The organism is Synechococcus sp. WH 7805 (assembly GCF_000153285.1).
In the GTDB taxonomy this organism is placed as follows: domain Bacteria; phylum Cyanobacteriota; class Cyanobacteriia; order PCC-6307; family Cyanobiaceae; genus Synechococcus_C.
In genome coordinates, this window is record NZ_CH724168.1 from 1634552 (window position 1) to 1659718 (window position 25167).

Sequence of the window (25167 nt, forward strand, 5' to 3'; positions counted from 1 at the left end):
GGGCCGACGCCCCAACCAAAATCTACAGAACGAAATCGCGAAAATGCAGTCTTGAACACATTGACGACGGTGTCGGTCACGGCAAACTTCGATTAACCGAACGATTCGGATGCATAACAGAGATGCGGTTTTTCTCGAAGATCTCTGTCCTAAATTGCGTGTCCGAAGGTGGCGTCAATCACTCCACACTTACACCGGCAAAAGTTGCATCTATTGCGGCAAACCCTCAGAATCAATTGATCATGTTTTACCGAGAAGTCGCGGAGGGTTGAGCATTACTGAAAATTGCGTACCTGCTTGCTTGTCCTGCAATGGTCACAAGTCAGATGCTGATGTATTCGATTGGTATCGGCGTCAGCGTTTTTATGATCCGAGACGAGCCATGGCGATCCGAGCTTGGATGGATGGCGACCTCCGCTTGGCACTGCGCCTGCTGCAATGGGCACAACCTGACCTTCAAGAAGCGATGACCGAGCCCATGGACGCCGACACGCTCATGACCAATCAGGACGACAGCGACTGGGCCTTCCAGATGGCCTGATCACCAGACCCGGCAAGCATCAGCTGAATGGTGCTGTCGGCAGATGGAAGCCTGCTGCTCTGGGTGCTCTGGAGCCAGCAGAAAGGCGCTACTGACCAGAGCAGCAGCAGCCACGGCTATGACACCTCGGAGCAGGCCTGTCTCTTGTCGATCTGCCGCACGAGCCTTACTGACCGGCTCACGACGAGGCAGCATGGAGCCTTGGGATGACACCAAAGAAAGACAGGAACCGGTCACGACCGAATGGCGAATAATACGTTTGTACTCATGCATGATTCATTTGTCAACCGCTGTCAGCCCCTGCCTGCGGGTTCCAAGCTCTGCATCCTCGGCGCCGGTTTCAGCGGCAGCCGCCTCGCTTCTCTGGCTTCTGCCCTGCAGATCCCTGTCATCAGCACCCGGCGTGAACCCTCGCCGGACAGCGAACACCTCGCCTTCGACACGGCTACGGGTCAGGCGCCCGATCGTCGCCAACTTGAGGGCATCACCCATCTGCTCAACACCATCCCACCCGATCGCGATGGCAACGATCCGGTCCTGAAAACGCTCGGCGATCAGATCCAGCAGTGGCCGCTGCGCTGGGTCGGCTATCTCTCGACTACAGGGGTGTACGGCAACACCGATGGCGCCTGGGTCTGTGAAGACGACCCTCCAGAACCCACCCAAGACCGAAGCCGGCGTCGGCTGGCGTGCGAGCAGGAGTGGCAGGCCAGCGGACTTCCCCTACAGATCCTGCGCTTACCGGGAATCTATGGACCTGGCCGCTCCGCTCTCGCTGCGGTGAAAGCAGGAACGTTGCAGCCGGTGGACAAGCCTGGACAGATGTTCTGTCGCATTCATGTGGATGACGTAGCCGCGGCCTGCCTCCATCTCATGCATCGATCCGCTCAGGGTCAGCACCCAGAGATCGTGAACGTCTGCGATGACGAACCAGCCGCGAGTGTTTCAGTGCACCGCTATGCCGCATCCCTGCTGAACTGCGAGCTTCCGCAACCAAAACCGTTCACCGAGGCGGAGGCCAGCATGAGCGCCATGGCCAGGTCGTTCTGGGCGGACAACCGACGGGTCAGCAACCAGCGCCTCCGCCAGGATCTCGGCTATGAGCTGATTTATCCGACCTACCGCAGCGGGCTGGCGCAATGCCTTGAGATCGAGACCCTCACGGAGTCGAGGACTCCGTCCTCTCCGGCTTGAACATGGGCAGTTCATGCAGTTGCAGAGGCTGGTCGGGATCGATGAACGTGAGACCGGCGTCATAAAGAAATTGGCTCCACTGAACCTCCAGCCATCCCTGCTTCAAAGCAGTCCCCAGGCCGTAGAGCAGCAACCCGATCAACAGCCAGCGCAGCATGATCCCACTCCATCAACTCACCGACGCTAATCAGCGTCTGGTCATCGCTTTAGGGGATCCCGCCGGTATCGGCATGGAAGTCACAATCAAAGCCCTTGCAGATCCCCGCTGTCCGCGGGACATGAAACCGTTGCTTGTGGGCTGCAGAGCCAGCCTTAAACGCACGCATCAGCTCCTGCACAACCTGAAGAACTTTCCCCTGGTGGATCCTGATGACCTTGAGATTGAAGACCTTCCCATCCCGGGCGGCCCGCTGGATCCAGGCGATGCAGGGGTCACAAGTGGGGAAGCCAGTTTCCGCTGGCTGAGTCGAGCTGTGGAGCTCGTCCAAGGAGGGCACGGGCGGGCCCTGGTCACAGCGCCAATCGCGAAGCACACCTGGCATGCAGCAGGTCATCCCTATCCCGGGCAGACCGAGCGATTGGCCGAACTCGACGGAGCAGACTCCGCATCGATGCTGTTCACCGCCGTATCACCCAGCACCGGATGGCGACTGAACACCCTTCTGGCCACCACACATATCCCTCTGCAACAGGTATCTCAAGCCCTCACACCGGCTCTGGTGACCACCAAATTGAAGACCCTGGCCAGGTTCTGCCAGCGCTTCAACCCCTCACCGGAGCTTCTGGTGGCCGGTCTCAATCCCCACGCCGGCGAACAAGGTCAGCTCGGCACAGAGGAAGAGCAATGGCTCACGCCTCTGATGCATCGCTGGGCTGAGGCCAACCCCACGATCCGGCTCAGAGGACCTCTACCTCCAGATACCTGCTGGCTCAGCGCAGCGCAGGCATGGAGCAGAAACAACAGTCCAGGGCCTGACGGGATTTTGGCCCTATATCACGATCAGGGACTGATTCCCGTGAAATTGCTCGCCTTCGACCAGGCAGTCAACACCACACTCGGCCTTTCGTTTCTGCGGACATCGCCCGATCATGGAACCGGATTTGATATCGCCGGACAAGGAATCGCACGCTGCGACAGCATGCTCTCCGCCATCGCAGCGGCCTGGACGCTTAGCCAGGCTTAACGCGCATCAACACCTGACCAAATTCCACCGGTGTGCCGTTATCCACAAGGATTTCCACCACTTCACCACTCAGCTCAGCCTCCAGCTCGTTCATCAGCTTCATGGCTTCGAGGATGCAGATCGTCTGACCAGCAGAGATGCGGTTGCCGATCTCCACAAAGGAAGGTTCTCCAGGTGCAGGAGCCCGATAGAAGGTGCCCACCATCGGTGCAGTGACATCCACGAGATCCGAGCGAGTTCCTGCAGCTGCTGGAGGGGCTGCGGACGATGACTCGCTCTGAGTCTTGATCTCCATCGCTGGCACAGGAGCAGCTGCGACAGGCACCATCTGGGTGGACGCAGCCGGAACAGGAAGATTCCGGCAAACCTCTAGGCGGAAATCATCCCCCTCGAGCCGGAATTCCTGAATGTCGCTCTCCGCCAGCTTGTCGAGAAGCTGATTCAACTGATCGTGGTCGAGATGCATGGTCAGCTGTTCTCCCGACCCAGGTAGGTGTCGTTGCGGGTGTCGACCTTGATCTTCTCACCAATAGAGAGAAAGAGAGGCACCATCACTTGGGCACCGGTCTCGAGAATGGCCGGCTTGGTGCCACCAGTCGCGGTGTCGCCTTTCACACCAGGATCCGTCTCCTTGATCTCGAGCACAACCGAATTGGGCAGCTCAACTTCCAGGGGCTTGTCATTCCAGGAGACGACATTCACCTCCATCCCTTCCTTGAGATATTTGCGGCTCTCTCCGATCTGCTTCGCAGACAGGCGGGTTTCTTCGTAGGTGCCCATATCCATGAAGACATAGTCCTCACCTTCCATATAGGTGTGCTGAAGCGTGGCTTTCTCAAGAATGGCCTGAGGCAGCATCTCGCCAGCGCGGAAGGTTTTCTCCACCACGTTGCCGCTCTGCACCGCCTTGAGCTTGGTGCGGACAAAGGCGGAACCCTTGCCGGGCTTGACGTGCAGGAACTCGACCACACGCCAGACGGCACCGTCCAGCTCGATGGTGGTGCCAGTGCGAAAGTCGTTGCTGGAAATCATTCCCGCTGAACGGTTCAGGGGATCATACGGCTGTGCCAAAGTCCTTTCAGCACCTGGGGTTCTCCTTGGCGATTCGGTTGGCTTTTCAGCGTTTGAGCACTGGCTTGCTCGGCCTTCTGATGGTGATCGGCTTGGTCTGGGCCGAACCCGTCTGGGCCGGACTGCCCCAGGGAAATGCCGTGAAGGATCCCGCTGCGATCCTGCGGGATTCCCTGCCGATGGACCAAGAGGATCTGCGTGAACTGCAGCACCGACTGGAAGGCACCAGTGACGATTTGCGGGCCAAGCGCTGGAGTGCCCTCGGACGCAGCATCAGCCGCAGCGAAGCGTTGCTGAACACGCGTCGCAACACCATTCTCAACGCCGTGCCCAATGCCGAGCGTCAGCAGGCCGAACAGCTGCTCGACACGGTCAAAGACGACTTGGTGCAACTGCAGGAACGGGTGGATGCCGCCGATAAATCAGGATTCATCCAGACCCGCCGGCAGACGCTGACCACAATTGGCGATCTCGAATACCTGCTGATTGATGACCGGATCCCTGCCATTCCCGCGGAGTTCGATGACCTGCCCCGCCTCAATGGGCGGGCCACCGTGGTGATCAGCACCACACAGGGCGATCTCACAGCCGTGGTGGATGGATACAACGCACCCCTGACGGCCGGCGCCTTTATTGATCTGAGCCTCAAGGGCTTTTACGACGGCCTTCCCTTCACCAGGGCCGAGGACTTCTACATCCTGCAAAGCGGCGATCCTGAAGGTCCTGCAATCGGTTATGTGGATCCAACCAGCAAGCAGGAACGGCATGTGCCTCTGGAAATTCGTGTTCCAGGCGAGCCGGACACCTTCTACAACGAGACCTTTGAAGATGTGGGCCTGTACAAGGCCACGCCCGTTCTGCCCTTCTCCACCCTCGGCACCCTCGGCTGGGCCCATTCCGATCAGGCGCTCGATGATGGCTCATCCCAATTCTTCCTGTTTCTTTACGAAGCGGAGCTCACCCCTGCCGGTCTGAATCTGGTGGATGGACGCAATGCCGCGTTCGGATACGTGGTGGATGGCTTCGATGTTCTCGAGGAACTCAGCGTGGACGATCAGATCAACCGTATTGAAGTGGTGGATGGAGCCGATCGGCTGCAGCCCCACGCCTGACCTGCCGTGACGCAGACACTGGCTGACTTGGGAGAAGCGGAGCTCCTGAGGCGCCTTGCGCGCTTCGCTCCGCCGGGTCAGCTGGATGACGACACCGCGCAACTGCAACAGCCATCAGCGGATCTGCTTATTAATACCGACGTACTGGTGGAGAGCATCCACTTCAGTGATGCCACCACCGCATCAGCCGATGTGGGCTGGCGTGCGGTGGCTGCCAACCTCTCCGACCTTGCCGCCAGCGGGGTGGATCAGATCCTGGGGATCACTGTGGGGCTTGTGGCGCCGGGACACACCCCCTGGAGCTGGGTGGAAGGGGTCTACCGCGGCATCGACTCCCTGCTTGAGGTGAGTGGGGGTGTGCTGCTGGGAGGCGACTGCTCCCAGGGACCCGTCAGGATGATTTCGATCACTGCGATCGGGACACTCGGGCCCTTGCGGCTGCATCGTTCCCAGGCAAGGCCTGGAGACTGGATCGTGGTGAGCGGAGCTCATGGACTGAGCCGACTGGGATTGGCCCTGCTTCTCGAAGATCCCTCGTTGCTGGGTGTCACCCTGCCAAGTGCACTCAAAGAACAGGCGATTCGACAGCATCAGCGTCCACAGCCGAAGCTTGATGCACTCAAGTTGCTTGTGACCTGCAAGCCAGAGGAGCTTCCCTGGAGAGCCGGTGGGACCGACAGCAGCGACGGTCTGCTTCAAGCCATCGACTGTCTCTGCCGAAGCAGTGGCTGCGGCGCTGTTTTGGACAAAACAAAGTTGCCTCAGGCATGCGGATGGCCGGATGGTCCGCACTGGCAACGCTGGTGCCTGAGCGGTGGTGAAGACTTCGAACTGGTGGTCACGCTGCCCCCAGCATGGGCCAAAGCCTGGATTGACCTGCAACCGTCCAGCCGGCAGGTGGGAGTCATCACGGATCAAGCCGAAGCGATCGTCTGGAGCGACGACAACGCACCCGTGGTCTCTAAGGGTTTCGCCCATTACAGAGCGTCCTGACCCACAAAAATCCCCCCTTTGCAGGGGGGATGAGAACGCTCAGATCAGGGAGCTTTACAGGATCACTTCCAGTTGCGGGCGACCACTTCGGCGAGATCCACCACGCGCTGGCTGTAGCCCCACTCGTTGTCATACCAGGCAAGGATCTTCACCGCTTTGTCACCCATGGCGTAGGTGAGGTCGGCATCAAAGATGGTGGATTCGTTGGTGCCGGCGTAATCGGTCGAGACCAGGGGCAGGTCGCTGTACTTGATGATGCCCTTCATTCCATTCTCGGAAGCGGCCTTGATCACAGCCTTCACTTCCTCAACGTTGGTGGCGCGGGAGGGTCCGAAGGTGAGGTCAACAGCAGACACATTCGGCGTGGGGACACGCATGGCGAAACCGGTGAGCTTGCCTTTCACCTCGGGGTAAACCAGAGCCACAGCCTTGGCAGCACCGGTGGTGGTGGGAACCATATTGAGCGCAGCGGCACGGGCACGGCGCAGATCCCTGTGGCTGTTGTCGAGGATGCGCTGGTCACCGGTGTAGCTGTGGATGGTGGTCATCAGACCCCAGTCCAAACCAAAGCTCTGATCGAGAACCTTGACGATCGGAGCCAGGCAGTTGGTGGTGCAGCTGGCGTTGGAGAGGATGTTCCAGTCTTCGTGACGGTACTGATCGTCATTCACGCCCACCACGAAGGTGCCCACACCGTCACCTTTGCCAGGCGCCGTCAGGATCACCTTGCTGGCACCGGCCTCAAGGTGCATGCTCGCTTTCTCATCGGTGTTGAAGACACCGGTGGACTCGATCACAAGGTCCACACCCCAATCCTTCCAGGGGCAGTTGAGGGGATTGCGATCGGCGAAGAATTTGATCTCCTTGCCATTGACGATCATCGTTTCGTCAGTCGTCTCGATCTGAACGCTGCGGTCGATGTGACCAAGGATCGAGTCGTAGGTGAGGAGGTGGGCACTGGTTTTGGGATCGGATGTGGAGTTCATCCCAACGATCTCGAGACCAGTGTCAGCGCCGCGGCTGAGCCAACCCCGCATCACATTGCGACCAATCCGGCCGAATCCATTGATCGCAACGCGCAGGGTCATAACAAAAGCGGATCGTCCGCTATAGGTGTTTGGCCGCCGATCATACAGAAATCTTCGGGATTTACTCTGTTAAAGGGGGGTTTGGGATCACGGAAAGACCAGGGCTACAAAATTCCTGAACCACTGGTCAGCTTGGAAAGCTGATTTATCGTGCGCATCCACGGTGACGGTCATTGGTCTGCACGCTTGACATTCACGCACCTGTGCATTTCATCGGTGCCGGAGGCATTGGCATGTCTGCCTTGGCGCGGATTCTGCTCAGCCGCGGTCATCGCGTCAGCGGCTCGGATCGGCGCCTGACGCCGGCGATGGAGAGTCTCAAAAGGGCAGGAATGGTGGCTTTTGAGTCACAGGAGGCCACCAACTTCCAGACCTTGAATCATCTGAACCGCTCATCACCAATCGTGGTGATCAGCAGCGCCATTCCCGAACACAATCCGGAATTGGTTGCCGCCAGACATCAACAGCTCGAGGTTTGGCATCGCTCGGATCTTCTTGCAGCCCTGATCGACCAGCAGCCCTCGATCGCCATCGCTGGCAGTCATGGCAAAACCACCACCAGCACGGTGGTGACCACACTTCTTCATGGCGCCGGCGAGGATCCAACGGCTGTAATCGGAGGCATCGTTCCCTGTTACGGAAGTAACGGCCATGCCGGCCAAGGACGCCTCCTCGTGGCTGAAGCCGACGAATCCGACGGCTCGCTCGTGAAATTCAGAGCCTCCTTGGGTGTGATCACCAATCTCGAACTGGATCACACCGACCATTACCGCGACCTTGACGACCTGATCGAAACCCTTCAGCGCTTCGGAAATGGTTGCCAACGCCTGCTGGCCAATCAGGACGATCCCATCCTCAACGAGCACTTCCAAGCCGATGCCTGGTGGTCGATCCAGCGCAGCGACAACGTGGATTTTGCAGGCTTGCCAGTGGCTCTGGAAGGCGATCGCACCATCGCCGACCTCTATGAACAGGGGACCTTCGTGGGGCAAATCACCCTGCCCATGCCCGGACTGCACAACCTGAGCAACACCATCGGAGCCCTCGCCGCCTGCCGCATGGAGGGTGTGCCCCTCGAACGCTTGATCAGCCATCTATCAGAGCTGAAAACCCCAGGACGCCGGTTCGATTACCGAGGCGACTGGCAGGGCCGGCAGATCGTTGACGACTACGCCCATCACCCGAGTGAAGTGGCAGCAACGCTGGACATGGCCAATCTGATGGTGTCCAGCGGTCGCAGCCCTCTGCCTCGATCACCCCAGCGGTTGGTGGCTGTGTTCCAACCCCATCGCTACAGCCGCACCCAAGAATTCCAACACCAATTCGCCGAGGCACTACTCTCCGCTGAACTAGTACTGCTGGCTCCGATCTTCTCCGCTGGTGAAGCTGAAATACCAGGGGTAAACAGTGAAGCGCTGGCCAGCGTCATGCAGGAACTGTCAACGCAGCAATCCGTTCTGGTGGCGTCAACGATGGATGAACTCGTCACCCTCGTGAAGGAGCACAGCCTCCCCGATGATCTGGTGCTGGCCATGGGCGCTGGTGATGTAAACAGCCTTTGGTCGCGGTTGTCGCAGTCTTCAACAGAGGGTCAGGCGTCATGTCCACCGGCACTGGCGGCCTGACGGCTCTGCAGGATTGCGGTGTCCTGCAACAGGAGGTGCCGCTAGCGGAGTTCACCACCTGGCGCGTCGGAGGTCCGGCGCAATGGCTGGCTGAACCCATCAGCACCGAGCAGATCCCAGAGCTCCTGCAGTGGGCGAGGGAGGAAGGTCTGCCCGTTCATATCATCGGAGCCGGCTCGAATCTGCTCATCGCCGACGGCGGCTTGCCCGGACTCACCCTCTGCCTAAGACGGTTGCAGGGCAGTGCGTTGAATGCAGAAACGGGCCGCATCCGTGCCGCCGCTGGAGAGCCGCTGCCCACCCTGGCCAGGCGTGCTGCCAAAGCTGGCTTGCAAGGGTTGGAATGGGCTGTGGGGATCCCCGGCACTGTGGGGGGTGCCGCCGTGATGAATGCCGGGGCGCAGGGAGGCTGCACGGCTGAACAGCTGATCAGTGTGGATGTGATTCGGTTAAGCGACCCAAAACCCACCCTCGCGAACCTCAGTCGGGAAGACCTGGCGTTCAGCTACCGCCACAGTGCACTCCAAACCAACCCGCACCTGGTGGTGGCCGCCGAATTTCAGCTTGAACCCGGTCACGACTCGGCCGAACTGCAGCGCCGCACCAGCGGCAATCTCAACCATCGCACCTCCACGCAGCCCTACAAACTGCCCAGCTGCGGCAGCGTCTTCCGCAATCCCGAACCGGAAAAAGCCGGGCGGCTGATCGAATCCCTGGGGCTCAAAGGACGGGCCATCGGTGGTGCCCAAGTGTCTGAGCTGCACGCCAATTTCATCGTGAATACCGGTGATGCCACAGCGGAGGACATCCGCGCCCTCATCAGCCTGGTGCAAGGCGTAGTGATGGAGGCCAAAGGCATTGCGTTGCATCCAGAAGTGAAACGCCTGGGCTTCGAGACGCCCGATTAGCCTTCCAGTTCCTTCAGCAGTTCCATGGCCGGTTTCGGACTTCCCAATTTCGGACAGCTCACCGAAGCCTTCCGCAAGGCCCAGCAGATTCAGCAAGACGCCCAGAAACTGCAGGAAGAGCTGGATGCCATGGAAATCGAGGGCAGCAGTGAGGATGGTCGGGCCAGCATCTGGCTTTCCGGTAATCAACAACCCCTGCGCGTGAAGCTGGATCCGAGTTTGCTGAGCGAGGGGCAGGACACCGCCGAAGCCGCCGTTCTCGCTGCTCTCCAATCGGCCTACGAACGCTCCACCGCCACCATGAAGGAACGCATGCAAGACCTCACCGGTGGCCTCGATCTCAACCTCCCCGGGATGGGCGGCTGATCCCTAGTAATTCCTCCACCGCTCCGCGATAGAAGGTATAGCGCTCCCAGTCGCGACTCACCCCGCAGCCGGGTTCATCGCGATGGAGACAATCGCGGAAGCGACAGGGGTGGATGGTGAGCTGGTCCCGAAGTTCCGGGAACAGCACTTCAAGATTGCGGGCATCCCCAGGCAAGTCCGGTCGGTTGAAACCGGGCGTGTCAGCCACACGGGCACCTGGTGCGAAGGGATGCAACTCCACGTGCCGCGTCGTATGCCGGCCCCTCTGCAGCCTTCCCGACACGGCGCCAACCCTGAGTGCAAGGCCTGGAAGCAACGCATTGAGCAACGAACTTTTGCCCACCCCTGAAGGACCGCAAAGCACGGTGATGGCCTGGGACGCGAGCACGGCGCGCAACGTGTTCAAACCGGCGCCTGTCTGCACAGACACCAACACGGGCGAATAGCCCCAGCCATGCAGACGCTGCTTCAAGGCCAGCTGATGCTCAGGCGCAAGGAGGTCGCTCTTGGTGAGCACCAGCTGCACCCGCAGACCAGTCTGTTCCGCGGTGAGCAGAAAGCGACTGGCCTGATCGGCATCGAAGGCAGGCTGCTCCACAGCCAGAGCAACGAGAACGCAGGAGGCATTGGCGACAGGAGGCCGCACCAGGAAACTGCTGCGTGGTTCCACATCAGACACGACAGCTCGGGCCTGAAGGGGATCGATCGCCTCCACCGTGACCCGATCCCCCACATGCACAGCAGCGCCGCGATGGTGAAGCCTTGTCCGGCGAGTGCAGAGAAGACGGGCCGGCATTCCGGGGGATGGGACATCCAGTTCCACCTCCAGGTAATTGGCCTGCAGCGCCACCACCATGCCGCGATGGGGTGCAGCCTCACTCACCGCTGCAGATCACCAAAAGGCGGACCCGATCAGGCCCCAGGCGTTCCACCGTGACCGCATGGCCATCCCGGCGCAATCCTGGCACCACCATCTCTTCAGGCTCTCCAGGATCGAGATCCACCTGCAAGCACTGCCCTGAGGCAAGGGTTTCCAGGGCAAGCCGGCAACGGATGAAGTTGAGCGGACAGGGCGTACCGCATAGATCCAGCACCTGATCAGGCTGGCGGGCTTCCATGGTCAGCGCTGACCAAAGAGACGCGCAAACAGTCCGCTCTTGTGATGGTGATGCTGTTCCCCCCTCGCGGAGTGATGACCCGCAAGCTCCTCAAGCAGCCCACGCTCCTCGTTATTGAGTCGGGTGGGTAGTTTCACCGTAACGGCGACCCGCTGATTTCCCCGAGCCACAGGGTTGCCCAACTTGGGAATGCCCTTGTTCTCAAGGGTGATCACGGCATTGGGCTGGGTACCGGCGGGAATCTCCAGGCTGGTGGGGCCATCCACCGTCTCCACTTCGATGGTGTCGCCGAGGATCGCCTGCAGATAACTCACCTTCACCTCCGACAGCACGGTGAGTCCGTCGCGACGGAGCGTGGGATGGTTCTTCACGGTGAGGAACACATAAAGATCCCCGGAGGGACCACCGCGGAGCCCAGCATTGCCCTCACCGGCAACGCGCAGTCGCGTTCCCGTATCGACTCCAGCAGGAATATTGATTCGCAGTTTTTTGCGTACCTGCACGACACCTTGTCCTCCACAGGCATTACAGGGATCGGCGATCACCTGTCCGCTGCCGTTGCAGGTTGGGCATTCAGCCACCTGAGTGAAACTTCCAAAGGGGGTACGGGTGGCCCGGCGCACCTGGCCGACACCTCCGCAGGTGGAACAGGTGGTTGGGCCACTGCCGCTCTTGGCCCCACTACCACCACAGGTGGTGCAGGTTTCGAGATGGGGAACACGAATCTCTCGTTCCTGGCCGAACACCGCCTGCTCGAAATCGATCGTGAGGTCGTAGCGGAGATCATCACCCTGCTGGGGGCCGCGGCGACGCTGCTGACGTCCTCCACCTGCCGCACCTCCGAAGCCGCTGAAGAAGGTTTCGAAAAGGTCTGCGAAACCACCCATGTCGCCCATGTCGGGCATGCCGGCGGCACCACCGAGCCCCGCCTCTCCGAACTGGTCGTAACGACCCCGGGTTTGAGGATCGCTGAGCACCTCATAGGCGCGGCCGATCTCCTTGAAACGGTCTTCGGCTCCGGGCTCCTTGTTGATATCCGGGTGGTATTGGCGAGCCAGACGGCGGTAGGCACGCTTGAGAGTGTCAGCATCGGCATCCCTGCTGACACCGAGAAGCTCGTAATAATCGGCCATCAGCTGGTAATCCCGAAAGTCACAGTAAGGGGAGGCGTCTGATCATCGGATCAACCGTTGCCATCGCCTGAACCGCCTTCGTCAGCGGCAGAATCATCCGATGTTGCTCCGGCCTCGGCAGGCGCATTCTGCGGGCCTGGGCCCATCGAAACCTTGACCATGGCGTGGCGCAGCACCTTTCCGTTGAGGTGGTAGCCGCGCTGCAACTCCTCAATCACCACATCCTCGGCATGGGCATCGCTGGGTTCTCGAAGAACCGCTTCGTGCAAGGTGGGATCGAACTCCTGGCCGACCACACGCATTGGAGCCACGCCAAGCTGCTTGAGCACATCGACCAGCTGTTTGTAGAGACCCTGGTAGCTGCGGTGCAGAGCCTGTGCCTCCTCTCCCTGAGGATCAAGCTGCTGGCGGGCACGCTCGAAGTTGTCGACAACGGGAAGAATCTCGCTCAGCGTGCTGCAGGTGAGCTGAATCTTGAGCTCGTCCTGATCTCTGCTCTGGCGCTTGCGGAAGTTGTCAAAGTCGGCGGCGATGCGCATGTACTGACCTCTCAGCACATCGTGCTCATCCCGCAGGCTGTTGTGCTCCCGCTCAAGTTGCTCCAGTCGGGCTTCATTGTCACCGCTTTGCGGTGCCTCAGCCACGGTGCCGGAATCAGGAGACGCAGCGGCCTCCACTGAATCGGTGGGATTGACAGCAGGCTGCTGACCGTCGGAGACAGCCTGGGCGGGTTCCTGCTCAGGGGTGGAGACGTCGCCACTCATGCTGACCGGTTGCGAATTCACGTCTAGACATGTTGATGGGTGAGGTACGCCTCCCACAAGCGGCGGAAGCCCGCACCTTTTCGATTGGATGAACTGTGAGTGACGTTCGCCGACGTTTGGAACTGGAACTGCTGCTGAAGCGAGCGATCCCTGGGACTCTCAGCAGCGCTGACGAACCGGATCTTCTGAACGATCTCGCGGCGATGGGACTGGATCCCACTCGCCATGGCGAACTGACTGCGGCGCTTAGCAGCCTTCTCAAGCCAGCAAGGGCGGAACCCGGTCAGGCCCCAGACGACAACGACGAAAACACGGAGAGCATCGCCGACACGGCCACCTCCTATCTCGCGGAATTCACCGTGGACGGGGTACTGGAAGACGACCCCGATCAAGCCGCGCTGCAGTCTTCCTCCATCGTGGATCTGGAAGACGGACTGAACGATGCGGATCGTTCACCGGTGATCAATCTCGTGGACCGGATCCTGATGCAGGCGCTGCAGCTGGGAGCCAGCGATATTCACGTGGAGCCCCAGCAGGCTGGGCTGCAATTGCGCTTCCGCCAGGACGGCGTTCTGCAGAGCAGCATCGAACCTCTGCCGAGCCGCTTGGTACCGGCGGTGACCTCCCGCTTCAAAATCATGGCGGACTTAGATATTGCTGAACGGCGCATGGCCCAGGACGGGCGAATCCGGCGCAGATTCCAGCACCGCACCGTGGACTTCAGGGTGAATTGCCTGCCCAGCCGATTTGGGGAAAAGATCGTGTTACGCCTGCTGGATAGCTCCGCCACTCAGCTAGGCCTCGACAAGCTGATCACGAGTGAGTCAACGCTTGACACCGTGCGATCCCTGGGTTCCAAACCCTTCGGAATGATCCTGGTGACCGGGCCCACCGGATCGGGGAAATCCACCACGCTCTATTCCCTGCTGGCGGAACGCAACGACCCCGGGATCAATATCTCCACAGTGGAGGATCCGATCGAATACACCCTCCCAGGCATAACCCAATGCCAAGTGAACCGGGAGAAAGGTTTCGATTTCAGCCAGGCGCTGCGGGCCTTCATGCGCCAGGACCCGGATGTGCTGCTCGTGGGGGAGACCCGTGACTTGGAAACAGCCAAGACGGCCATCGAAGCAGCACTGACAGGTCACCTCGTGCTCACCACGTTGCATTGCAACGACGCTCCCAGTGCCATCGCCCGACTGGATGAGATGGGCGTTGAACCCTTCATGGTGAGCGCGTCACTGATCGGCATCGTGTCCCAGCGATTGCTGCGGCGTGTCTGCCCGGACTGCCGCATTCCTTACCACCCGAAAGCTGAGGAACTTGGTCGGTTCGGTTTGATGACCAGCAATGAGGAGGGCGTGACGTTCTTCAAACCCAACCACCGAGAAGGGCATCCGGACGCATGTCCCACCTGTCAGGGGAGCGGCTACAAGGGCCGGGTGGGGGTTTATGAGGTGCTGCGCATGAATGAAGTGATGGCTGCTGCGGTGGCCAAGGGAGCCACCACCGACATGGTGCGCCAGCTGGCCCTGGAATCAGGGATGAAAACACTGTTGGGCTACAGCCTTGATCTGGTTCGCGAAGGGCGCACCACCCTGGAGGAAGTCGGCCGCATGGTGCTCACTGATGCAGGCCTCGAATCCGAACGCCGGGCCCGAGCCCTGAGCACGCTCAGCTGCAGCGGATGTGGTGGCGGACTTCAGGAAGGTTGGCTGGAATGTCCGTACTGCCTTACCCCACGCCAATGAGGGCCACATCATGGAACTGATGATCGAGGACCTGATGCAGGAGCTGGTGGAGGCAGGCGGCAGCGACCTTCACATCGCCAGCGGTCAACCCCCCTACGGCCGCTTCAGCGGCCAGTTGCGGCCCATGCGCGACGAGCCCCTGATGGAGGAAAGCTGCAACCGGCTGATCTTCTCCATGCTTAACAACAGCCAGCGCAAAACACTCGAACAGACCTGGGAGCTCGACTGTGCCTACGGACTCAAAGGCGTGGCCCGCTTCCGGGTGAATGTATACCGCCAGAAAGGCAGCTATGCCGCCTGTCTGCGCGCTCTCGGTAGCAAAATCCCCAGCATCGAACTGCTGAATCTTCCTCCCGTGGTGGTGGAAACGAGCAAACGCCCCCGGGGATTAGTGCTCGTGACCGGCCCGACTTGGTCAGGCAAAACCACCACCCTGGCGGCCCTGCTGGATCACATCAACCACAGCCGGGCGGAACACATCCTCACGATCGAGGATCCGATCGAATTCGTGTACAAGAGCGATCAGAGCCTGGTGCATCAACGCCAGCTCAACGAAGACACCCGCAGTTTCGCCAATGCACTGCGAGCAGCCCTGAGGGAAGACCCCGACGTCATCCTGGTGGGAGAAATGCGCGATCTGGAAACCATCCAGCTGGCGATCAGCGCTGCTGAAACCGGACACCTGGTGTTCGGCACGTTGCACACCAGCTCAGCGGCCCAGACCGTGGACCGCATGGTGGATGTGTTCCCTCCCGCTCAGCAGACCCAAATCCGCGTGCAGCTCTCGGGGAGCCTGGTAGCCGTGTTCTCTCAAACCCTATGCCGCCGCCGCAACCCTGCACCTGGACAATTCGGCCGGGTGATGGCGCAGGAAATCATGATCAACACGCCGGCCATCGCCAATCTCATCCGCGAAGGAAAAACCGCCCAGCTGTATTCACAGATTCAAACCGGTGGCGAACTGGGCATGCAGACCCTGGAGAAGGCGCTAGCAGATCTGATCAATCGAGGAGACATCACCCTTCAGGAGGCGCGGGCAAAGGCGAGCAAACCCTCCGAACTGGATCGGCTCGCGGCTGGTTGAGGCGCTGCCGTTCGCTATGGCCAAATTCACCGCCAACTACACCTCCGCCACCGGTCAGACGCGCTCGGTAATCATTCGGGCAAAGGATGTTCAGACGGCACGCAAACAACTCCGCCGCCGTGGCATTAAGGCAACAGAACTGAGGGCTGCCGAAACTTCAGCAAAACGCCCGCAAGAGGCCAAGGCCAGCGGTGGGATCCTGTCCGTGGATCTTGGGGAGATGTTCCAAAAGCCTCCAGGAGTGAAAGACAAAGCGGTCTGGGCCAGCAAACTGGCTGCGCTGGTGGATGCCGGTGTGCCGATCGTGCGCAGCCTCGATCTGATGGCCACCCAGCAGAAGCTGCCGATGTTCAAGAAGGCGCTCACCGCCGTGGGACTGGAAGTGAACCAGGGCACAGCCATGGGAGCTGCCATGCGCCAGTGGCCGAAGGTGTTTGATCAACTCACCGTCGCCATGGTGGAAGCCGGTGAGGCTGGCGGCGTGCTGGATGAGTCGCTGAAGCGTCTGGCCAAGCTGCTGGAAGACAACGCCCGATTGCAGAACCAGATCAAGGGAGCGCTTGGCTACCCGGTGGCCGTTCTGGTGATTGCGATTCTGGTGTTCCTGGGAATGACCATCTTCCTGATTCCCACCTTTGCGGGAATCTTCGAAGACCTGGGGGCTGAACTACCGCTGTTCACACAGCTGATGGTGGACCTGAGCAAACTGCTGCGCTCCTCAGCCGCAATTCTTTTCGCCGGTGCACTTCTGGTGGGCATCTGGCTGTTCAGCCGTTACTACAGCACCCACAAGGGCCGCCGAGTGGTTGATCGACTGATGCTGAAAGTTCCACTATTTGGCGACTTGATCATGAAAACCGCCACCGCCCAATTCTGCCGAATCTTCAGTTCGCTTACCCGCGCTGGCGTACCGATTCTGATGTCGCTGGAGATCTCCAGCGAAACAGCAGGCAATTCGATCATCTCCGACGCCATCCTTGAATCGCGCGCACTTGTTCAGGAGGGAGTACTGCTGAGCACAGCGCTCACTCGCCAGAAAGTGTTGCCGGATATGGCCCTGAGCATGCTCTCAATCGGCGAGGAAACCGGTGAGATGGATCAGATGCTGAGCAAAGTAGCCGACTTCTACGAAGACGAGGTTTCGGCATCCGTGAAGGCGCTCACCTCAATGCTTGAACCCGCGATGATCGTGGTGGTGGGCGGAATAGTGGGCTCAATTTTGCTGGCGATGTACCTGCCGATGTTCACCGTGTTTGATCAGATTCAATAAACAGAAGTAAGAAAGCACTTGATTGCTTCAGTGATTAGCAATCAGCTTGATTAACACCTGCAATCGCCATCCCAGCCAGCCAGCCGCCGCTCCAGCAGGCCTGGAAATTGAAGCCACCGGTCACGCCATCCACATCCAACAATTCACCGGCCAGATACAAACCAGGGCAGCGGCGGCTTTCCATTGTGGCCAGGTTCACCTCACCGAGATCCACGCCGCCAGCCGTTACAAACTCCTCTCCAAAAGGGCCACGTCCCTGGATGGCCAGCCGCTGAGCGCAGAGAATCTCCACCAGCTGTCGCTCGGCCTTCATCGGCAGATCCGCCCAGCGCCGGTCAGCCTCCACTCCAGCCAGAGCCAGAAAGGCCTGCCACAACCGACGCGGCAGGTGATCCAAAGGCTTGGCGGCTGACACGGTTCGCCGGGCCTGCTCTTGGCGCCACTGCTGCAACCGCTGGACTACTCCGGAGCGGCCCAGCCCAGCACTCCAATCCACCTTCAGATCCCCCTTGTAATGGCTCTGATGCAGTGCTCGGGCTGCAAACGCCGAAAGCCGCAGAGTGGCAGGACCGCTCAAACCCCGGTGGGTGATCAGCACCCGACCGGTCTGGCGAAAACGCTGATCACCCAGCTTCAGATCCAAGCCCACATCATCAAGGGCGATGCCGCTGCAAGCTGTGAGCTCCCGGGCCTGCAGCGAGAGGCTGAACAGCGACGGCACCGGTGGCACCACCTGATGGCCAAGCCCAGTAGCCAGTTTGCGACCACTGGGGTGACCACCGGTGGCCAGCATCACGCTGCGGGCCCGCAAGGGCTGCTCCAGGCCGCGGCCCTCAATCAAAAAGCCACCCTGAGGATGGGGTGTGATCTGCTGCACCATGGCCCGCAGCCGCCATTGCACGCCGGCTGCTGCTGCTGCCTGCTGCAGGCAGCGGATCACCGCCTCGGATCGGTTCTCCTGGGGGAACAGGCGTCCGTCGGGCTCCTCCACCAGCGTGAGACCACGTTCTTCAAACCAGGCGATGGCATCACCGCAGGCGAAGCGACTGAACGGACCGCGCAAGGGCCTGCTGCCGCGCGGATAGTGGCTGGCCAACTCGCGTGGATCCCAGCAAGCATGGGTCACGTTGCAGCGGCCGCCGCCACTGATGCGCACCTTCTGCAGAGGCTCCGGAGTGCCTTCCAGCACCAACACCTGAGCCAGGCCCTGCTCAGCGGCGGTGATCGCTGCCATGGTTCCGGCAGGACCACCACCAACAACGATCAGATCAAGAAGGCTGGAAGCGCAGGGCAACACCGTTGTTGCAATAGCGCTTGCCGGTCGGCCGGGGGCCGTCATTGAACACATGGCCCTGGTGTCCGCCGCAGCGGCTGCAGTGGTATTCCGTACGCGGAACGATCAGTTTGAAATCTACTTTCGTGGCGATCGCACCCGGCAAAGGCTCAAAGAAACTGGGCCAGCCGGTGCCACTGTCAAACTTGGCCTTTGAGGAGAACAAAGGCAGATCGCACCCGGCGCAGTGATACGTGCCGGTTCGTTTCTCGTTGTTCAACGCACTCGTGAACGGACGTTCAGTGCCCTCCTTGCGCAGCACTGAATAGGCCTCTGGTGTGAGGCGCTTCTTCCATTCCGCATCCGTCAGATCCCAGGCCGAATCAGACGCCTTGGAGGCCGCCAACACCCGGTCTGGAGCTCTGAACACCCCAAACAAACCCGCTGCCGTCGCCACCATCAGGGACCGTCTGCTCAGCAACCAATGCTCAACGGTGGGAGTCATCGCTGTCATCTCCGGTTGATATGGGTCTGTTCTAAGCAAACTGAACCCCAAGGCCAGGCACCATGGGGGGATGGATTCCCTCACTGATGCCGATCGGGAACCCCCCTGGCGTTTCAGCGTCGCCCCGATGCTGGACTGCACCGACCGGCATTTCCGCCAGTTGATGCGGTTGATCAGCCGCCATTCACTGCTGTACAGCGAAATGGTGGTGGCCCAGGCGCTGCACCACAGCAACCGCAGGGAACGACTGCTGGGTTTCGATCCAGAAGAACACCCGATCGTGCTGCAGGTGGGAGGTGACGAACCCCGGCTGCTTGCCGAAGCCACCCGAATGGCTGCGGACTGGGGCTACGACGAGATCAACCTGAATGTGGGCTGCCCCAGCCCGAGGGTGCAAGCCGGCAATTTCGGCGCTTGTCTGATGGCGGAACCAGAACGTGTAGCGCAGTGCGTGGAAGCCATGGTGTCGGCGAGCGATCGGCCCATCACGGTGAAGCACCGCGTGGGGATCGATGATCTCGACAGCGATGATCTGCTCACTGCTTTCGTGGACCGGGTGGCTGATGCCGGTGCCTCTCGCTTCAGTGTGCATGCGCGCAAAGCGTGGCTAGAGGGTCTTGACCCCAAACAGAACCGCACGATCCCCCCCCTGCAACACGACCGGGTGATTGCCCTGAAAAAGCGCAGACCGCAGCTCACGATCGAACTGAACGGAGGCCTCGACACCCCGGAACAGTGCCTTGATGCCTTGCAGCACTGTGACGGTGCCATGGTGGGCCGTGCGGCCTATGCCCACCCCCTGCGCTGGGCTTCAGTGGATGAGCTCATCTATGGAGATGTTTGTCGCACCGTACGGGCATCCGACGTACTGATCGGCCTAATCCCCCATGCCGAACGACACCTCCAGCGCGGAGGCCGTCTCTGGGACATCGGCCGTCATCTCGTGCAACTGGTGGAAGGGGTTCCTGGAGCCCGTCATTGGCGCCGTGACTTGGGCCAGAACGCTCAGCGTGCCGGCGCCGATCTCACAGTGCTGGAGTCATCAGCCCGGCAGCTGATCGATGCCGGGCTGTAACGAGACAATGCGGAAGAGTCAGCCTTCAGCGCCGCCGTAACCGCTGTAGTCATCTCCGCCGCCCTCACTGGGTGCAGCTCCCCCACGCCGGCGACGGCTGCGGCCGTCATCTCCGCCGCCACCATCGCTGTAACCACCGCCACCAGCAGCTCCACTGCCGCCGCCATAACTACGATCTTCCCATCCGCGGGCACCCGAGCGGCGCTCACCGCCACCGCCGTAGCCGCCGCCGCCGTCGTTGTAACCACCGCCGCCGCCGCGGTAACCACCACCACCGCCACCGCCGTAGCCACCACCACCGCCACCGCCGTAGCCACCACCACCGCCGCCGCCGTAGCCGCCACCGCCACCACCACGACGAGGTGCGCTCCCGCGAGGCTCCGCCTTGTTGATTCGCAGAGGACGCCCCATCAGCTCAGCACCCTGGAGGGCTTCGATGGCAGCGGCTTCGGCCGCGTCATCAGCCATTTCCACGAAGGCAAAACCGCGTTTGCGACCGGTATCGCGCTCAAGGGGGAGGGCACAGTTCGTGACCTCTCCGAAAGCAGCGAATAATTCAATGACGTCTTCCTGCTCAGCGCGGAAGGGCAAATTGCCTACAAAAATGCTCACGTTCCTGATGAACCTGAATGAAAGAGACCCTTGGGATCAGACAAGCCATCGGGTCAAGGTCCAGTGAAGGAACGCGTCACCTCCGGCTTGCTCAGCGTAGACCCGTCCACGCGAAATGTTCATCCATTCGTTAATTCCAACCGCTCACTCCAAACTGACAACTGTTCCTCCACGCGATCGAAGCCCGTTCCGCCTTCACTGGTTCGCGCCGCCACAACCTGGCGAGGAGCCAGTGCCTCAAAGAGATCAGATTCAATCGCAGGGTGAAAATTTTGCCAGCGATCCAGGCTGAGGTCCCGCAGCAACAGCCCCTCGCTCAGACATTGCTTCACCACCGAGCCAACGATCTGATAAGCCTCCCGGAAGGGAACCTGGCGAGCCACAAGGTAATCAGCAACGTCAGTGGCATTGGAGAAGTCGGAAGCCACTGCTGCTTCCAAACGGTCTTCCCGGAAGCTGAGGCCCTCGTCCATCAGGATGGTCATCGCTTCCAAGCACTGGGAACCTGTGGAGACCACATCGAACAGGGCCTCTTTGTCTTCCTGGAAATCCTTGTTGTAAGCCAGAGGCAAGCCCTTGATCATCGTCAGCAGGCCCTGGAGATGACCAAACACCCGTCCGCACTTTCCCCTCACCAATTCGGGCACATCCGGATTTTTCTTCTGAGGCATCAGGCTGCTTCCAGTCGCACAGCGATCACTGAGCCGAACAAAGCCGCATTCCTCGGAAGCCCAGAAGATCACCTCCTCCCCAAGGCGGCTGAGATGCACCATCACCAAGGAGATGGCAGCAGAGAATTCCACTGCAAAATCCCTGTCGCTCACGGCATCAAGGCTATTGGCATAGAGGCTGTCAAAACCAAGAGCCGCGGCAGTGTTTCGCCGATCGATGGGCACAGGAGTGCCGGCTAGCGCAGCTGCACCCAGTGGTGAAACATTCACTCGCTTGCGCGCATCCTCAAGACGCTGCCGATCTCGCTCAAGCATCTCCACATAGGCCAGCAGATGATGGGCCAAGCAAACAGGTTGCGCGCGCTGCAGATGGGTGTAACCAGGGATCAACGTCTGACGATGGTTGAGGGCCTGACGTAAAAGGGCCTTTTGCAATGTCTTCACCTGAGGAATGAGCTCATCGATGCGTCGTCGCAGCCAAAGGCGCAGATCCGTTCCCACCTGATCATTGCGACTGCGGCCGGTGTGCAGTTTCTTGCCAACAGGTCCAAGCAGAGCAATCAGACGGCGCTCCACCGCAAAGTGCACATCCTCATCCTCCAGGCCAGGTTGGAAGCGGCCCTCGGCCGCCTCAGACCGAATCTGCTCCAATCCACCGCAAAGTTGATCCCCCTCAACCTCACTGATCACGCCACACTGCGCCAGCATGCGGGCATGGGCGATGGATCCGTCGAGATCCTCCTGCAGGAGATTGATATCAAAGCCAATCGAGGCATTGAAGCGCTCAATGACCGGATGCAATCCCTGCTCGAAGCGATCACTCCAGGTTGCGGAGCCTCCTCCTGTCACTCCGCCAGCCATCACCTCACCTCTGTACAGATGCCCTCAGCTTGTCAGGCCGGAGAACGGGATACCGAGGGGAGCATCACCTCCTCGCGCACCTTCAACACCACCATCGACGCATCATCTTCCAGCTGACGATCGGCCCCCACGAAACGATCCAGGCGATCGAACAACTGATCGAGAATTCCCTGGGAGCCTGAACCTGAACGGCAGGCTGATTCCAGGCTGCGGATCAACCTTGCTTCATCAAAACGATCCCCGGTGATGCCTGGAGCTTCGGTGACCCCATCGGTGTAATACAGCAGCACATCTCCTGGTTCCAAAACGACGGAGCCGGTGCCGTAATCCGCCTCGGGCTGCAAGCCAATCAACAATCCCGGCGCATCCAGACGGCTGATCGTGCGTTGCTGAGCACGCCAGATCAAAGGCGGATTGTGTGCGGCATTGGCAAAGCGCAACCGACGGGTCCGCGGATCGAAATCCGAATAAAAGAGAGTCACGAAGCGATGGGACTGGGACAGATCCTCAAGAGCCAGCTGATTGAGATCGTGAAGAATCCGATCCGGCGGTAATCCACTCAGCACCTCGGCCCGCAACATGCCGCGAAGCATGGTCATCAGCAGCCCCGCGGGTACCCCCTTGCCCATCACATCACCCATCACCAGGGCCCAGCGACCCCGTTCCCGGCGACGTCCGATCAACTCGGGGCGCGTTGGAATGAAGTCGTAGTAATCGCCACCCACTTGAAACGCCGGCCGACAGCGCGCCGCCAGCTCCACCCCTTCAATCACTGGGCAATGATCCGGCAGGAGCTGGGCCTGGATCTCCGCGCCGATGCTGAGCTGACGATCCACGCGCTCATGGCGCCTGGCTTCCTGCAGCATCTGGTCATTTTCAATCGCGACACCGGTGAGATCAGCAACCAGTTGCACCTGCCGGCGATGCACGTCGCTCCACACCAGAGACCCTTTGGGCTCAAACACGTAAAGACGACCCCGCTGCCGGCCTCTCGCCACCACAGAGGTGGCGAACATCCCGGCAGACCCCAACTGACCCTGAACCAGCCGATCCAGCGCCAGCACAAGAGCGTCATCAGAGCCGAAGCCTGCAGACCGGCCAGGTTCGTGCTGGCTCAACGTCTGAAGTAGCGACGCCGAACGCACGCCGGGGAGCATTTGAATCTGATCCGCCCAGAGGCGGCCATCCCCCTGAAACGGCACCAGAAGTGCGCCTTCAACGCCAACCAGGCGGGCTGCCACAACGGGGACGAGTTCGAGAAAACGGTTGAGGTTGGTGAAACTGCGCAGAGCAAACCCGAGCGACACCAACAGCTCCTGGTTGGAGCGTTGTTCGCGAACCAAGCTGTCGAGAAGCTGACGCAGTGATGCCGTAGCCGTCAGGGGCTGCTGACTAGCACTACGGGCAGGAGAGGCCGGATGTCGCCGTGGTGGCTTGCTGCTCACGGCACCACCATGGCAGGGCCCGCAACGTAGCAAGGTTTACTGCGGGCTACTGCAGCCCAAGGGCAAGTGACCACTCAGCGACCGGCGAGCAGCGCTTCAACGAATTCGAAACTGTTGAAAGGCCGCAGATCACGGATTCCTTCCCCGGCACCGATGAAACGGATGGGAAGCCCGGCTTCCGAAGCAACAGCCAGAGCAACACCCCCCCGAGCCGTGCCATCAAGTTTGGTGATCACCACCCCGGTCAGCCCGGCTGCGCGAGCAAAAGCCATGGCTTGTTTGAGACCGTTCTGACCTTGGCTGGCATCGAGCACAAGCAGGGATTCCACGGTTGCGTCAGGGGCCAAGCGATCCACAACCCTGCGAATCTTGTTGAGTTCTTCCATCAGGTTGTGTTTGGTCTGCAGGCGACCGGCGGTGTCCACCAGCACCAGATCCGTGCTTTTGGATCGGGCAGCCCCGATGGCATCAAACACCACGGCTGCAGGATCCGCATTCGCCGAAGGGTTGGCCACCACCGGAACATCGCTGCGATCACCCCAAACCTGCACCTGCTGAACCGCCGCCGCCCGGAACGTATCGGCGGCAGCAATCATCGCGGAATAGCCGCTGCGTACCGCCAGATTGGCCAACTTGCCGAGGGTTGTGGTCTTCCCTACGCCATTGACACCGACCATCAGCCAAACATTGAGCTGACCACGCTGAGGTGCGAGAAGTTCAACGCCGCTGGACTTGATCGGAGCATCTAAAAGATCTCGAAGCTGCTCCTTGAGAAAACGAATGCCTTCGCTTGGATCCACCACCTGCTCGTTCATGCGCTTGCGCAACGCATCCAGCACCTGATCGGTGGCCTTCACCCCGGCGTCGGCGCGAAGCAGCAATGACTCCAGATCATCGAGCACCTCCGGGGTGAGGGGGTCATCACCCAGATTCTCCAGAAGCCCGGTAACAAAACCCTGTCGGGTTTTCTCCAGGCCTTGCCGCAAACGACCGAGCCAGTCGATCTCCTCCAAGGTGACCTGGCCTGCCTGACGGCCCTGGGCGGCCAGCACCTCCGCAGACCAAGTGAAGGTGTCGTCGAACTCACCAAGACTTGGCTCCTCGTCGCGATCGGCGTTATCAGTTGCCTCTGCCTCAGCAATCGGTTGAGCGGCAACCTCCGGCTCCTGTTCGAGTTGCTGCTGTCGTTCTTGGCGTTGGGCCGCGGCCTGCTCGAGCAGGGACAAACCAGCAACGGGTGCTGGCTCTGCCTCGGCTGGCTCTGGCTCTGCTGCGGATTCAGGTTGGGATTCAGATTCAGCTGCGGGGTTTGATTCAGGAACCGGTTCCGCAACGATCGCGTTGGCCTGCTCTTTCTGCGCTTTCAAACGGGCGTAAGCCTGCCGTGCCCACTCCAGAGGATCGTCGTCGGCATTGGCAGCCGTTTCCTGCTGCGGTTCCTGCGATGTGGCGTCGGAATCTGCCGGGGGCTGAGTTGGGGCAGTCTCAGACTGCCGGTTGAACCAGTCGTAGACCATGAG

General features: G+C 60.4%; 27 protein-coding genes. 13 read left to right on the top strand and 14 right to left on the bottom strand.

The features are described from left to right. Window positions 1–109: 109 nt before the first annotated feature. From WH7805_RS08520 to WH7805_RS08530, 3 genes are read left to right on the top strand one after another with little or no spacing between them, the layout of a single operon-like run. Entirely contained in the window at window positions 110–541 is a 432-nt protein-coding gene (locus tag WH7805_RS08520; RefSeq protein WP_038004577.1) for an HNH endonuclease, read from the top strand. 27 nt (window positions 542–568) lie between these two features. Beyond that, window positions 569–751: a hypothetical protein gene (locus WH7805_RS14435; RefSeq protein ID WP_006042652.1), complete on the top strand. Its 183-nt coding sequence runs from the start codon at window positions 569–571 to the stop codon at window positions 749–751. A 57-nt stretch (window positions 752–808) separates the two neighbouring features. Further along, a complete protein-coding gene (locus WH7805_RS08530) occupies window positions 809–1735 on the top strand; it encodes an SDR family oxidoreductase (protein ID WP_006042653.1) in 927 nt (308 codons plus the stop codon). On the opposite strand, the gene WH7805_RS08535 is transcribed toward WH7805_RS08530, so the two are convergent. After that, on the bottom strand, window positions 1701–1892 hold the full coding sequence (locus WH7805_RS08535; protein ID WP_006042654.1) for a hypothetical protein: 192 nt from the start codon (window positions 1890–1892) through the stop codon (window positions 1701–1703). The genes WH7805_RS08530 and WH7805_RS08535 overlap by 35 nt on opposite strands. Here WH7805_RS08535 and pdxA point away from each other — a divergent pair. Continuing rightward, window positions 1891–2919 (top strand): 4-hydroxythreonine-4-phosphate dehydrogenase PdxA, encoded by a 1029-nt coding sequence (gene pdxA, locus WH7805_RS08540; protein WP_006042655.1) that lies wholly within the window; start codon window positions 1891–1893, stop codon window positions 2917–2919. The two genes, WH7805_RS08535 and pdxA, sit on opposite strands and share 2 nt — an antisense overlap. On the opposite strand, the gene accB is transcribed toward pdxA, so the two are convergent. Together accB and efp are read right to left on the bottom strand one after the other, a co-directional pair. Beyond that, window positions 2906–3385: an acetyl-CoA carboxylase biotin carboxyl carrier protein gene (gene accB / locus WH7805_RS08545; protein ID WP_006042656.1), complete on the bottom strand. Its 480-nt coding sequence runs from the start codon at window positions 3383–3385 to the stop codon at window positions 2906–2908. The two genes, pdxA and accB, sit on opposite strands and share 14 nt — an antisense overlap. Window positions 3386–3387: 2 nt before the next feature. Then, on the bottom strand, window positions 3388–3951 hold the full coding sequence (efp, locus tag WH7805_RS08550) for an elongation factor P (protein ID WP_006042657.1): 564 nt from the start codon (window positions 3949–3951) through the stop codon (window positions 3388–3390). Window positions 3952–3983: 32 nt separating this feature from the next. Here efp and WH7805_RS08555 point away from each other — a divergent pair, with 32 nt between their 5' ends. Further along, window positions 3984–5102 carry a peptidylprolyl isomerase gene (locus tag WH7805_RS08555; RefSeq protein WP_006042658.1) on the top strand — a complete coding sequence of 373 codons (1119 nt, stop codon included), beginning with the start codon at window positions 3984–3986 and terminating at the stop codon, window positions 5100–5102. A gap of 6 nt (window positions 5103–5108) precedes the next feature. Continuing rightward, window positions 5109–6095: a thiamine-phosphate kinase gene (gene thiL / locus WH7805_RS08560; protein ID WP_006042659.1), complete on the top strand. Its 987-nt coding sequence runs from the start codon at window positions 5109–5111 to the stop codon at window positions 6093–6095. 62 nt (window positions 6096–6157) lie between these two features. Here the strand turns inward: thiL and gap are convergent, their stop codons facing one another. After that, window positions 6158–7183, bottom strand: coding sequence for a type I glyceraldehyde-3-phosphate dehydrogenase (gap, locus tag WH7805_RS08565; RefSeq protein WP_006042660.1), 1026 nt, complete (start codon window positions 7181–7183; stop codon window positions 6158–6160). A gap of 233 nt (window positions 7184–7416) precedes the next feature. Here gap and murC point away from each other — a divergent pair, with 233 nt between their 5' ends. From murC to WH7805_RS08580, 3 genes are read left to right on the top strand one after another with little or no spacing between them, the layout of a single operon-like run. Continuing rightward, window positions 7417–8808: a UDP-N-acetylmuramate--L-alanine ligase gene (murC, locus tag WH7805_RS08570; protein ID WP_050752024.1), complete on the top strand. Its 1392-nt coding sequence runs from the start codon at window positions 7417–7419 to the stop codon at window positions 8806–8808. Continuing rightward, on the top strand, window positions 8784–9716 hold the full coding sequence (gene murB / locus WH7805_RS08575) for a UDP-N-acetylmuramate dehydrogenase (protein ID WP_006042662.1): 933 nt from the start codon (window positions 8784–8786) through the stop codon (window positions 9714–9716). The genes murC and murB overlap by 25 nt, the downstream gene beginning before the upstream one ends. A gap of 24 nt (window positions 9717–9740) precedes the next feature. Then, window positions 9741–10082 (top strand): YbaB/EbfC family nucleoid-associated protein, encoded by a 342-nt coding sequence (locus WH7805_RS08580; protein WP_006042663.1) that lies wholly within the window; start codon window positions 9741–9743, stop codon window positions 10080–10082. On the opposite strand, the gene rsgA is transcribed toward WH7805_RS08580, so the two are convergent. From rsgA to grpE, 4 genes are read right to left on the bottom strand one after another with little or no spacing between them, the layout of a single operon-like run. Next, window positions 10057–10938 carry a ribosome small subunit-dependent GTPase A gene (rsgA, locus tag WH7805_RS08585; protein ID WP_038005295.1) on the bottom strand — a complete coding sequence of 294 codons (882 nt, stop codon included), beginning with the start codon at window positions 10936–10938 and terminating at the stop codon, window positions 10057–10059. The two genes, WH7805_RS08580 and rsgA, sit on opposite strands and share 26 nt — an antisense overlap. Before the next feature lie 19 nt (window positions 10939–10957). Further along, window positions 10958–11200: a sulfurtransferase TusA family protein gene (locus tag WH7805_RS08590; RefSeq protein ID WP_006042665.1), complete on the bottom strand. Its 243-nt coding sequence runs from the start codon at window positions 11198–11200 to the stop codon at window positions 10958–10960. Between the two features lie 2 nt (window positions 11201–11202). Then, window positions 11203–12333, bottom strand: a complete 1131-nt coding sequence (gene dnaJ, locus WH7805_RS08595; protein WP_006042666.1) for a molecular chaperone DnaJ — start codon at window positions 12331–12333, stop codon at window positions 11203–11205. A gap of 50 nt (window positions 12334–12383) precedes the next feature. Beyond that, window positions 12384–13097 (bottom strand): nucleotide exchange factor GrpE, encoded by a 714-nt coding sequence (grpE, locus tag WH7805_RS08600; RefSeq protein WP_006042667.1) that lies wholly within the window; start codon window positions 13095–13097, stop codon window positions 12384–12386. 95 nt (window positions 13098–13192) lie between these two features. On the opposite strand from grpE, the gene WH7805_RS08605 reads away from it, so the two are divergent. Genes WH7805_RS08605 through WH7805_RS08615 form a run of 3 tightly spaced genes read left to right on the top strand, consistent with a single transcriptional unit; the run spans window position 13193 to window position 17205 of the window. Then, entirely contained in the window at window positions 13193–14851 is a 1659-nt protein-coding gene (locus WH7805_RS08605) for an ATPase, T2SS/T4P/T4SS family (RefSeq protein WP_038004581.1), read from the top strand. A 10-nt stretch (window positions 14852–14861) separates the two neighbouring features. Further along, complete coding sequence (locus WH7805_RS08610; RefSeq protein ID WP_006042669.1) at window positions 14862–15935, top strand: type IV pilus twitching motility protein PilT; 1074 nt, start codon at window positions 14862–14864, stop codon at window positions 15933–15935. Between the two features lie 16 nt (window positions 15936–15951). Next, a complete protein-coding gene (locus WH7805_RS08615; RefSeq protein WP_006042670.1) occupies window positions 15952–17205 on the top strand; it encodes a type II secretion system F family protein in 1254 nt (417 codons plus the stop codon). Between the two features lie 34 nt (window positions 17206–17239). On the opposite strand, the gene WH7805_RS08620 is transcribed toward WH7805_RS08615, so the two are convergent. Both WH7805_RS08620 and msrB read right to left on the bottom strand, forming a co-directional pair. Beyond that, entirely contained in the window at window positions 17240–18502 is a 1263-nt protein-coding gene (locus WH7805_RS08620; protein WP_006042671.1) for an NAD(P)/FAD-dependent oxidoreductase, read from the bottom strand. Continuing rightward, window positions 18474–18992 (bottom strand): peptide-methionine (R)-S-oxide reductase MsrB, encoded by a 519-nt coding sequence (gene msrB / locus WH7805_RS08625; RefSeq protein ID WP_006042672.1) that lies wholly within the window; start codon window positions 18990–18992, stop codon window positions 18474–18476. Before msrB ends, WH7805_RS08620 begins: the two co-directional genes overlap by 29 nt. A 61-nt stretch (window positions 18993–19053) precedes the next feature. Between msrB and dusA the strand changes: the two genes are divergently transcribed. Further along, window positions 19054–20058: a tRNA dihydrouridine(20/20a) synthase DusA gene (dusA, locus tag WH7805_RS08630; protein ID WP_006042673.1), complete on the top strand. Its 1005-nt coding sequence runs from the start codon at window positions 19054–19056 to the stop codon at window positions 20056–20058. Between the two features lie 18 nt (window positions 20059–20076). Here dusA and WH7805_RS08635 read toward each other — a convergent pair whose 3' ends face one another. The 4 genes from WH7805_RS08635 to ftsY all read right to left on the bottom strand — a co-directional run bounded on the left by WH7805_RS08635 (window position 20077) and on the right by ftsY (window position 25164). Then, entirely contained in the window at window positions 20077–20670 is a 594-nt protein-coding gene (locus tag WH7805_RS08635) for an RNA-binding protein (RefSeq protein WP_006042674.1), read from the bottom strand. 119 nt (window positions 20671–20789) lie between these two features. Then, window positions 20790–22202 (bottom strand): argininosuccinate lyase, encoded by a 1413-nt coding sequence (gene argH / locus WH7805_RS08640; protein ID WP_006042675.1) that lies wholly within the window; start codon window positions 22200–22202, stop codon window positions 20790–20792. A gap of 32 nt (window positions 22203–22234) precedes the next feature. Next, on the bottom strand, window positions 22235–23647 hold the full coding sequence (locus WH7805_RS08645) for a PP2C family protein-serine/threonine phosphatase (RefSeq protein WP_038004583.1): 1413 nt from the start codon (window positions 23645–23647) through the stop codon (window positions 22235–22237). A gap of 74 nt (window positions 23648–23721) precedes the next feature. After that, the gene (gene ftsY, locus WH7805_RS08650; protein WP_006042677.1) at window positions 23722–25164 is read right to left on the bottom strand and encodes a signal recognition particle-docking protein FtsY; all 1443 of its coding nucleotides are present in this window, start codon (window positions 25162–25164) and stop codon (window positions 23722–23724) included. Window positions 25165–25167 lie beyond the last annotated feature (3 nt).

What these genes read in the sequence shown, in the direction of transcription:
- gap (WP_006042660.1), bottom strand. Translation starts at nt 7,183, where the DNA reads ATGACCCTGCGCGTTGCGATCAATGGATTCGGCCGGATTGGTCGCAAT.
- WH7805_RS08580 (WP_006042663.1), top strand. Translation starts at nt 9,741, where the DNA reads ATGGCCGGTTTCGGACTTCCCAATTTCGGACAGCTCACCGAAGCCTTC.
- WH7805_RS08610 (WP_006042669.1), top strand. Translation starts at nt 14,862, where the DNA reads ATGGAACTGATGATCGAGGACCTGATGCAGGAGCTGGTGGAGGCAGGC.
- murC (WP_050752024.1), top strand. Translation starts at nt 7,417, where the DNA reads ATGTCTGCCTTGGCGCGGATTCTGCTCAGCCGCGGTCATCGCGTCAGC.
- pdxA (WP_006042655.1), top strand. Translation starts at nt 1,891, where the DNA reads ATGATCCCACTCCATCAACTCACCGACGCTAATCAGCGTCTGGTCATC.
- WH7805_RS08535 (WP_006042654.1), bottom strand. Translation starts at nt 1,892, where the DNA reads ATGCTGCGCTGGCTGTTGATCGGGTTGCTGCTCTACGGCCTGGGGACT.
- grpE (WP_006042667.1), bottom strand. Translation starts at nt 13,097, where the DNA reads ATGAGTGGCGACGTCTCCACCCCTGAGCAGGAACCCGCCCAGGCTGTC.
- dnaJ (WP_006042666.1), bottom strand. Translation starts at nt 12,333, where the DNA reads ATGGCCGATTATTACGAGCTTCTCGGTGTCAGCAGGGATGCCGATGCT.
- dusA (WP_006042673.1), top strand. Translation starts at nt 19,054, where the DNA reads ATGGATTCCCTCACTGATGCCGATCGGGAACCCCCCTGGCGTTTCAGC.
- WH7805_RS08520 (WP_038004577.1), top strand. Translation starts at nt 110, where the DNA reads ATGCATAACAGAGATGCGGTTTTTCTCGAAGATCTCTGTCCTAAATTG.
- WH7805_RS08530 (WP_006042653.1), top strand. Translation starts at nt 809, where the DNA reads ATGCATGATTCATTTGTCAACCGCTGTCAGCCCCTGCCTGCGGGTTCC.
- argH (WP_006042675.1), bottom strand. Translation starts at nt 22,202, where the DNA reads ATGGCTGGCGGAGTGACAGGAGGAGGCTCCGCAACCTGGAGTGATCGC.
- accB (WP_006042656.1), bottom strand. Translation starts at nt 3,385, where the DNA reads ATGCATCTCGACCACGATCAGTTGAATCAGCTTCTCGACAAGCTGGCG.
- rsgA (WP_038005295.1), bottom strand. Translation starts at nt 10,938, where the DNA reads ATGGTGGTGGCGCTGCAGGCCAATTACCTGGAGGTGGAACTGGATGTC.
- ftsY (WP_006042677.1), bottom strand. Translation starts at nt 25,164, where the DNA reads ATGGTCTACGACTGGTTCAACCGGCAGTCTGAGACTGCCCCAACTCAG.
- msrB (WP_006042672.1), bottom strand. Translation starts at nt 18,992, where the DNA reads ATGACAGCGATGACTCCCACCGTTGAGCATTGGTTGCTGAGCAGACGG.
- efp (WP_006042657.1), bottom strand. Translation starts at nt 3,951, where the DNA reads ATGATTTCCAGCAACGACTTTCGCACTGGCACCACCATCGAGCTGGAC.
- WH7805_RS08615 (WP_006042670.1), top strand. Translation starts at nt 15,952, where the DNA reads ATGGCCAAATTCACCGCCAACTACACCTCCGCCACCGGTCAGACGCGC.
- WH7805_RS14435 (WP_006042652.1), top strand. Translation starts at nt 569, where the DNA reads ATGGTGCTGTCGGCAGATGGAAGCCTGCTGCTCTGGGTGCTCTGGAGC.
- murB (WP_006042662.1), top strand. Translation starts at nt 8,784, where the DNA reads ATGTCCACCGGCACTGGCGGCCTGACGGCTCTGCAGGATTGCGGTGTC.
- WH7805_RS08590 (WP_006042665.1), bottom strand. Translation starts at nt 11,200, where the DNA reads ATGGAAGCCCGCCAGCCTGATCAGGTGCTGGATCTATGCGGTACGCCC.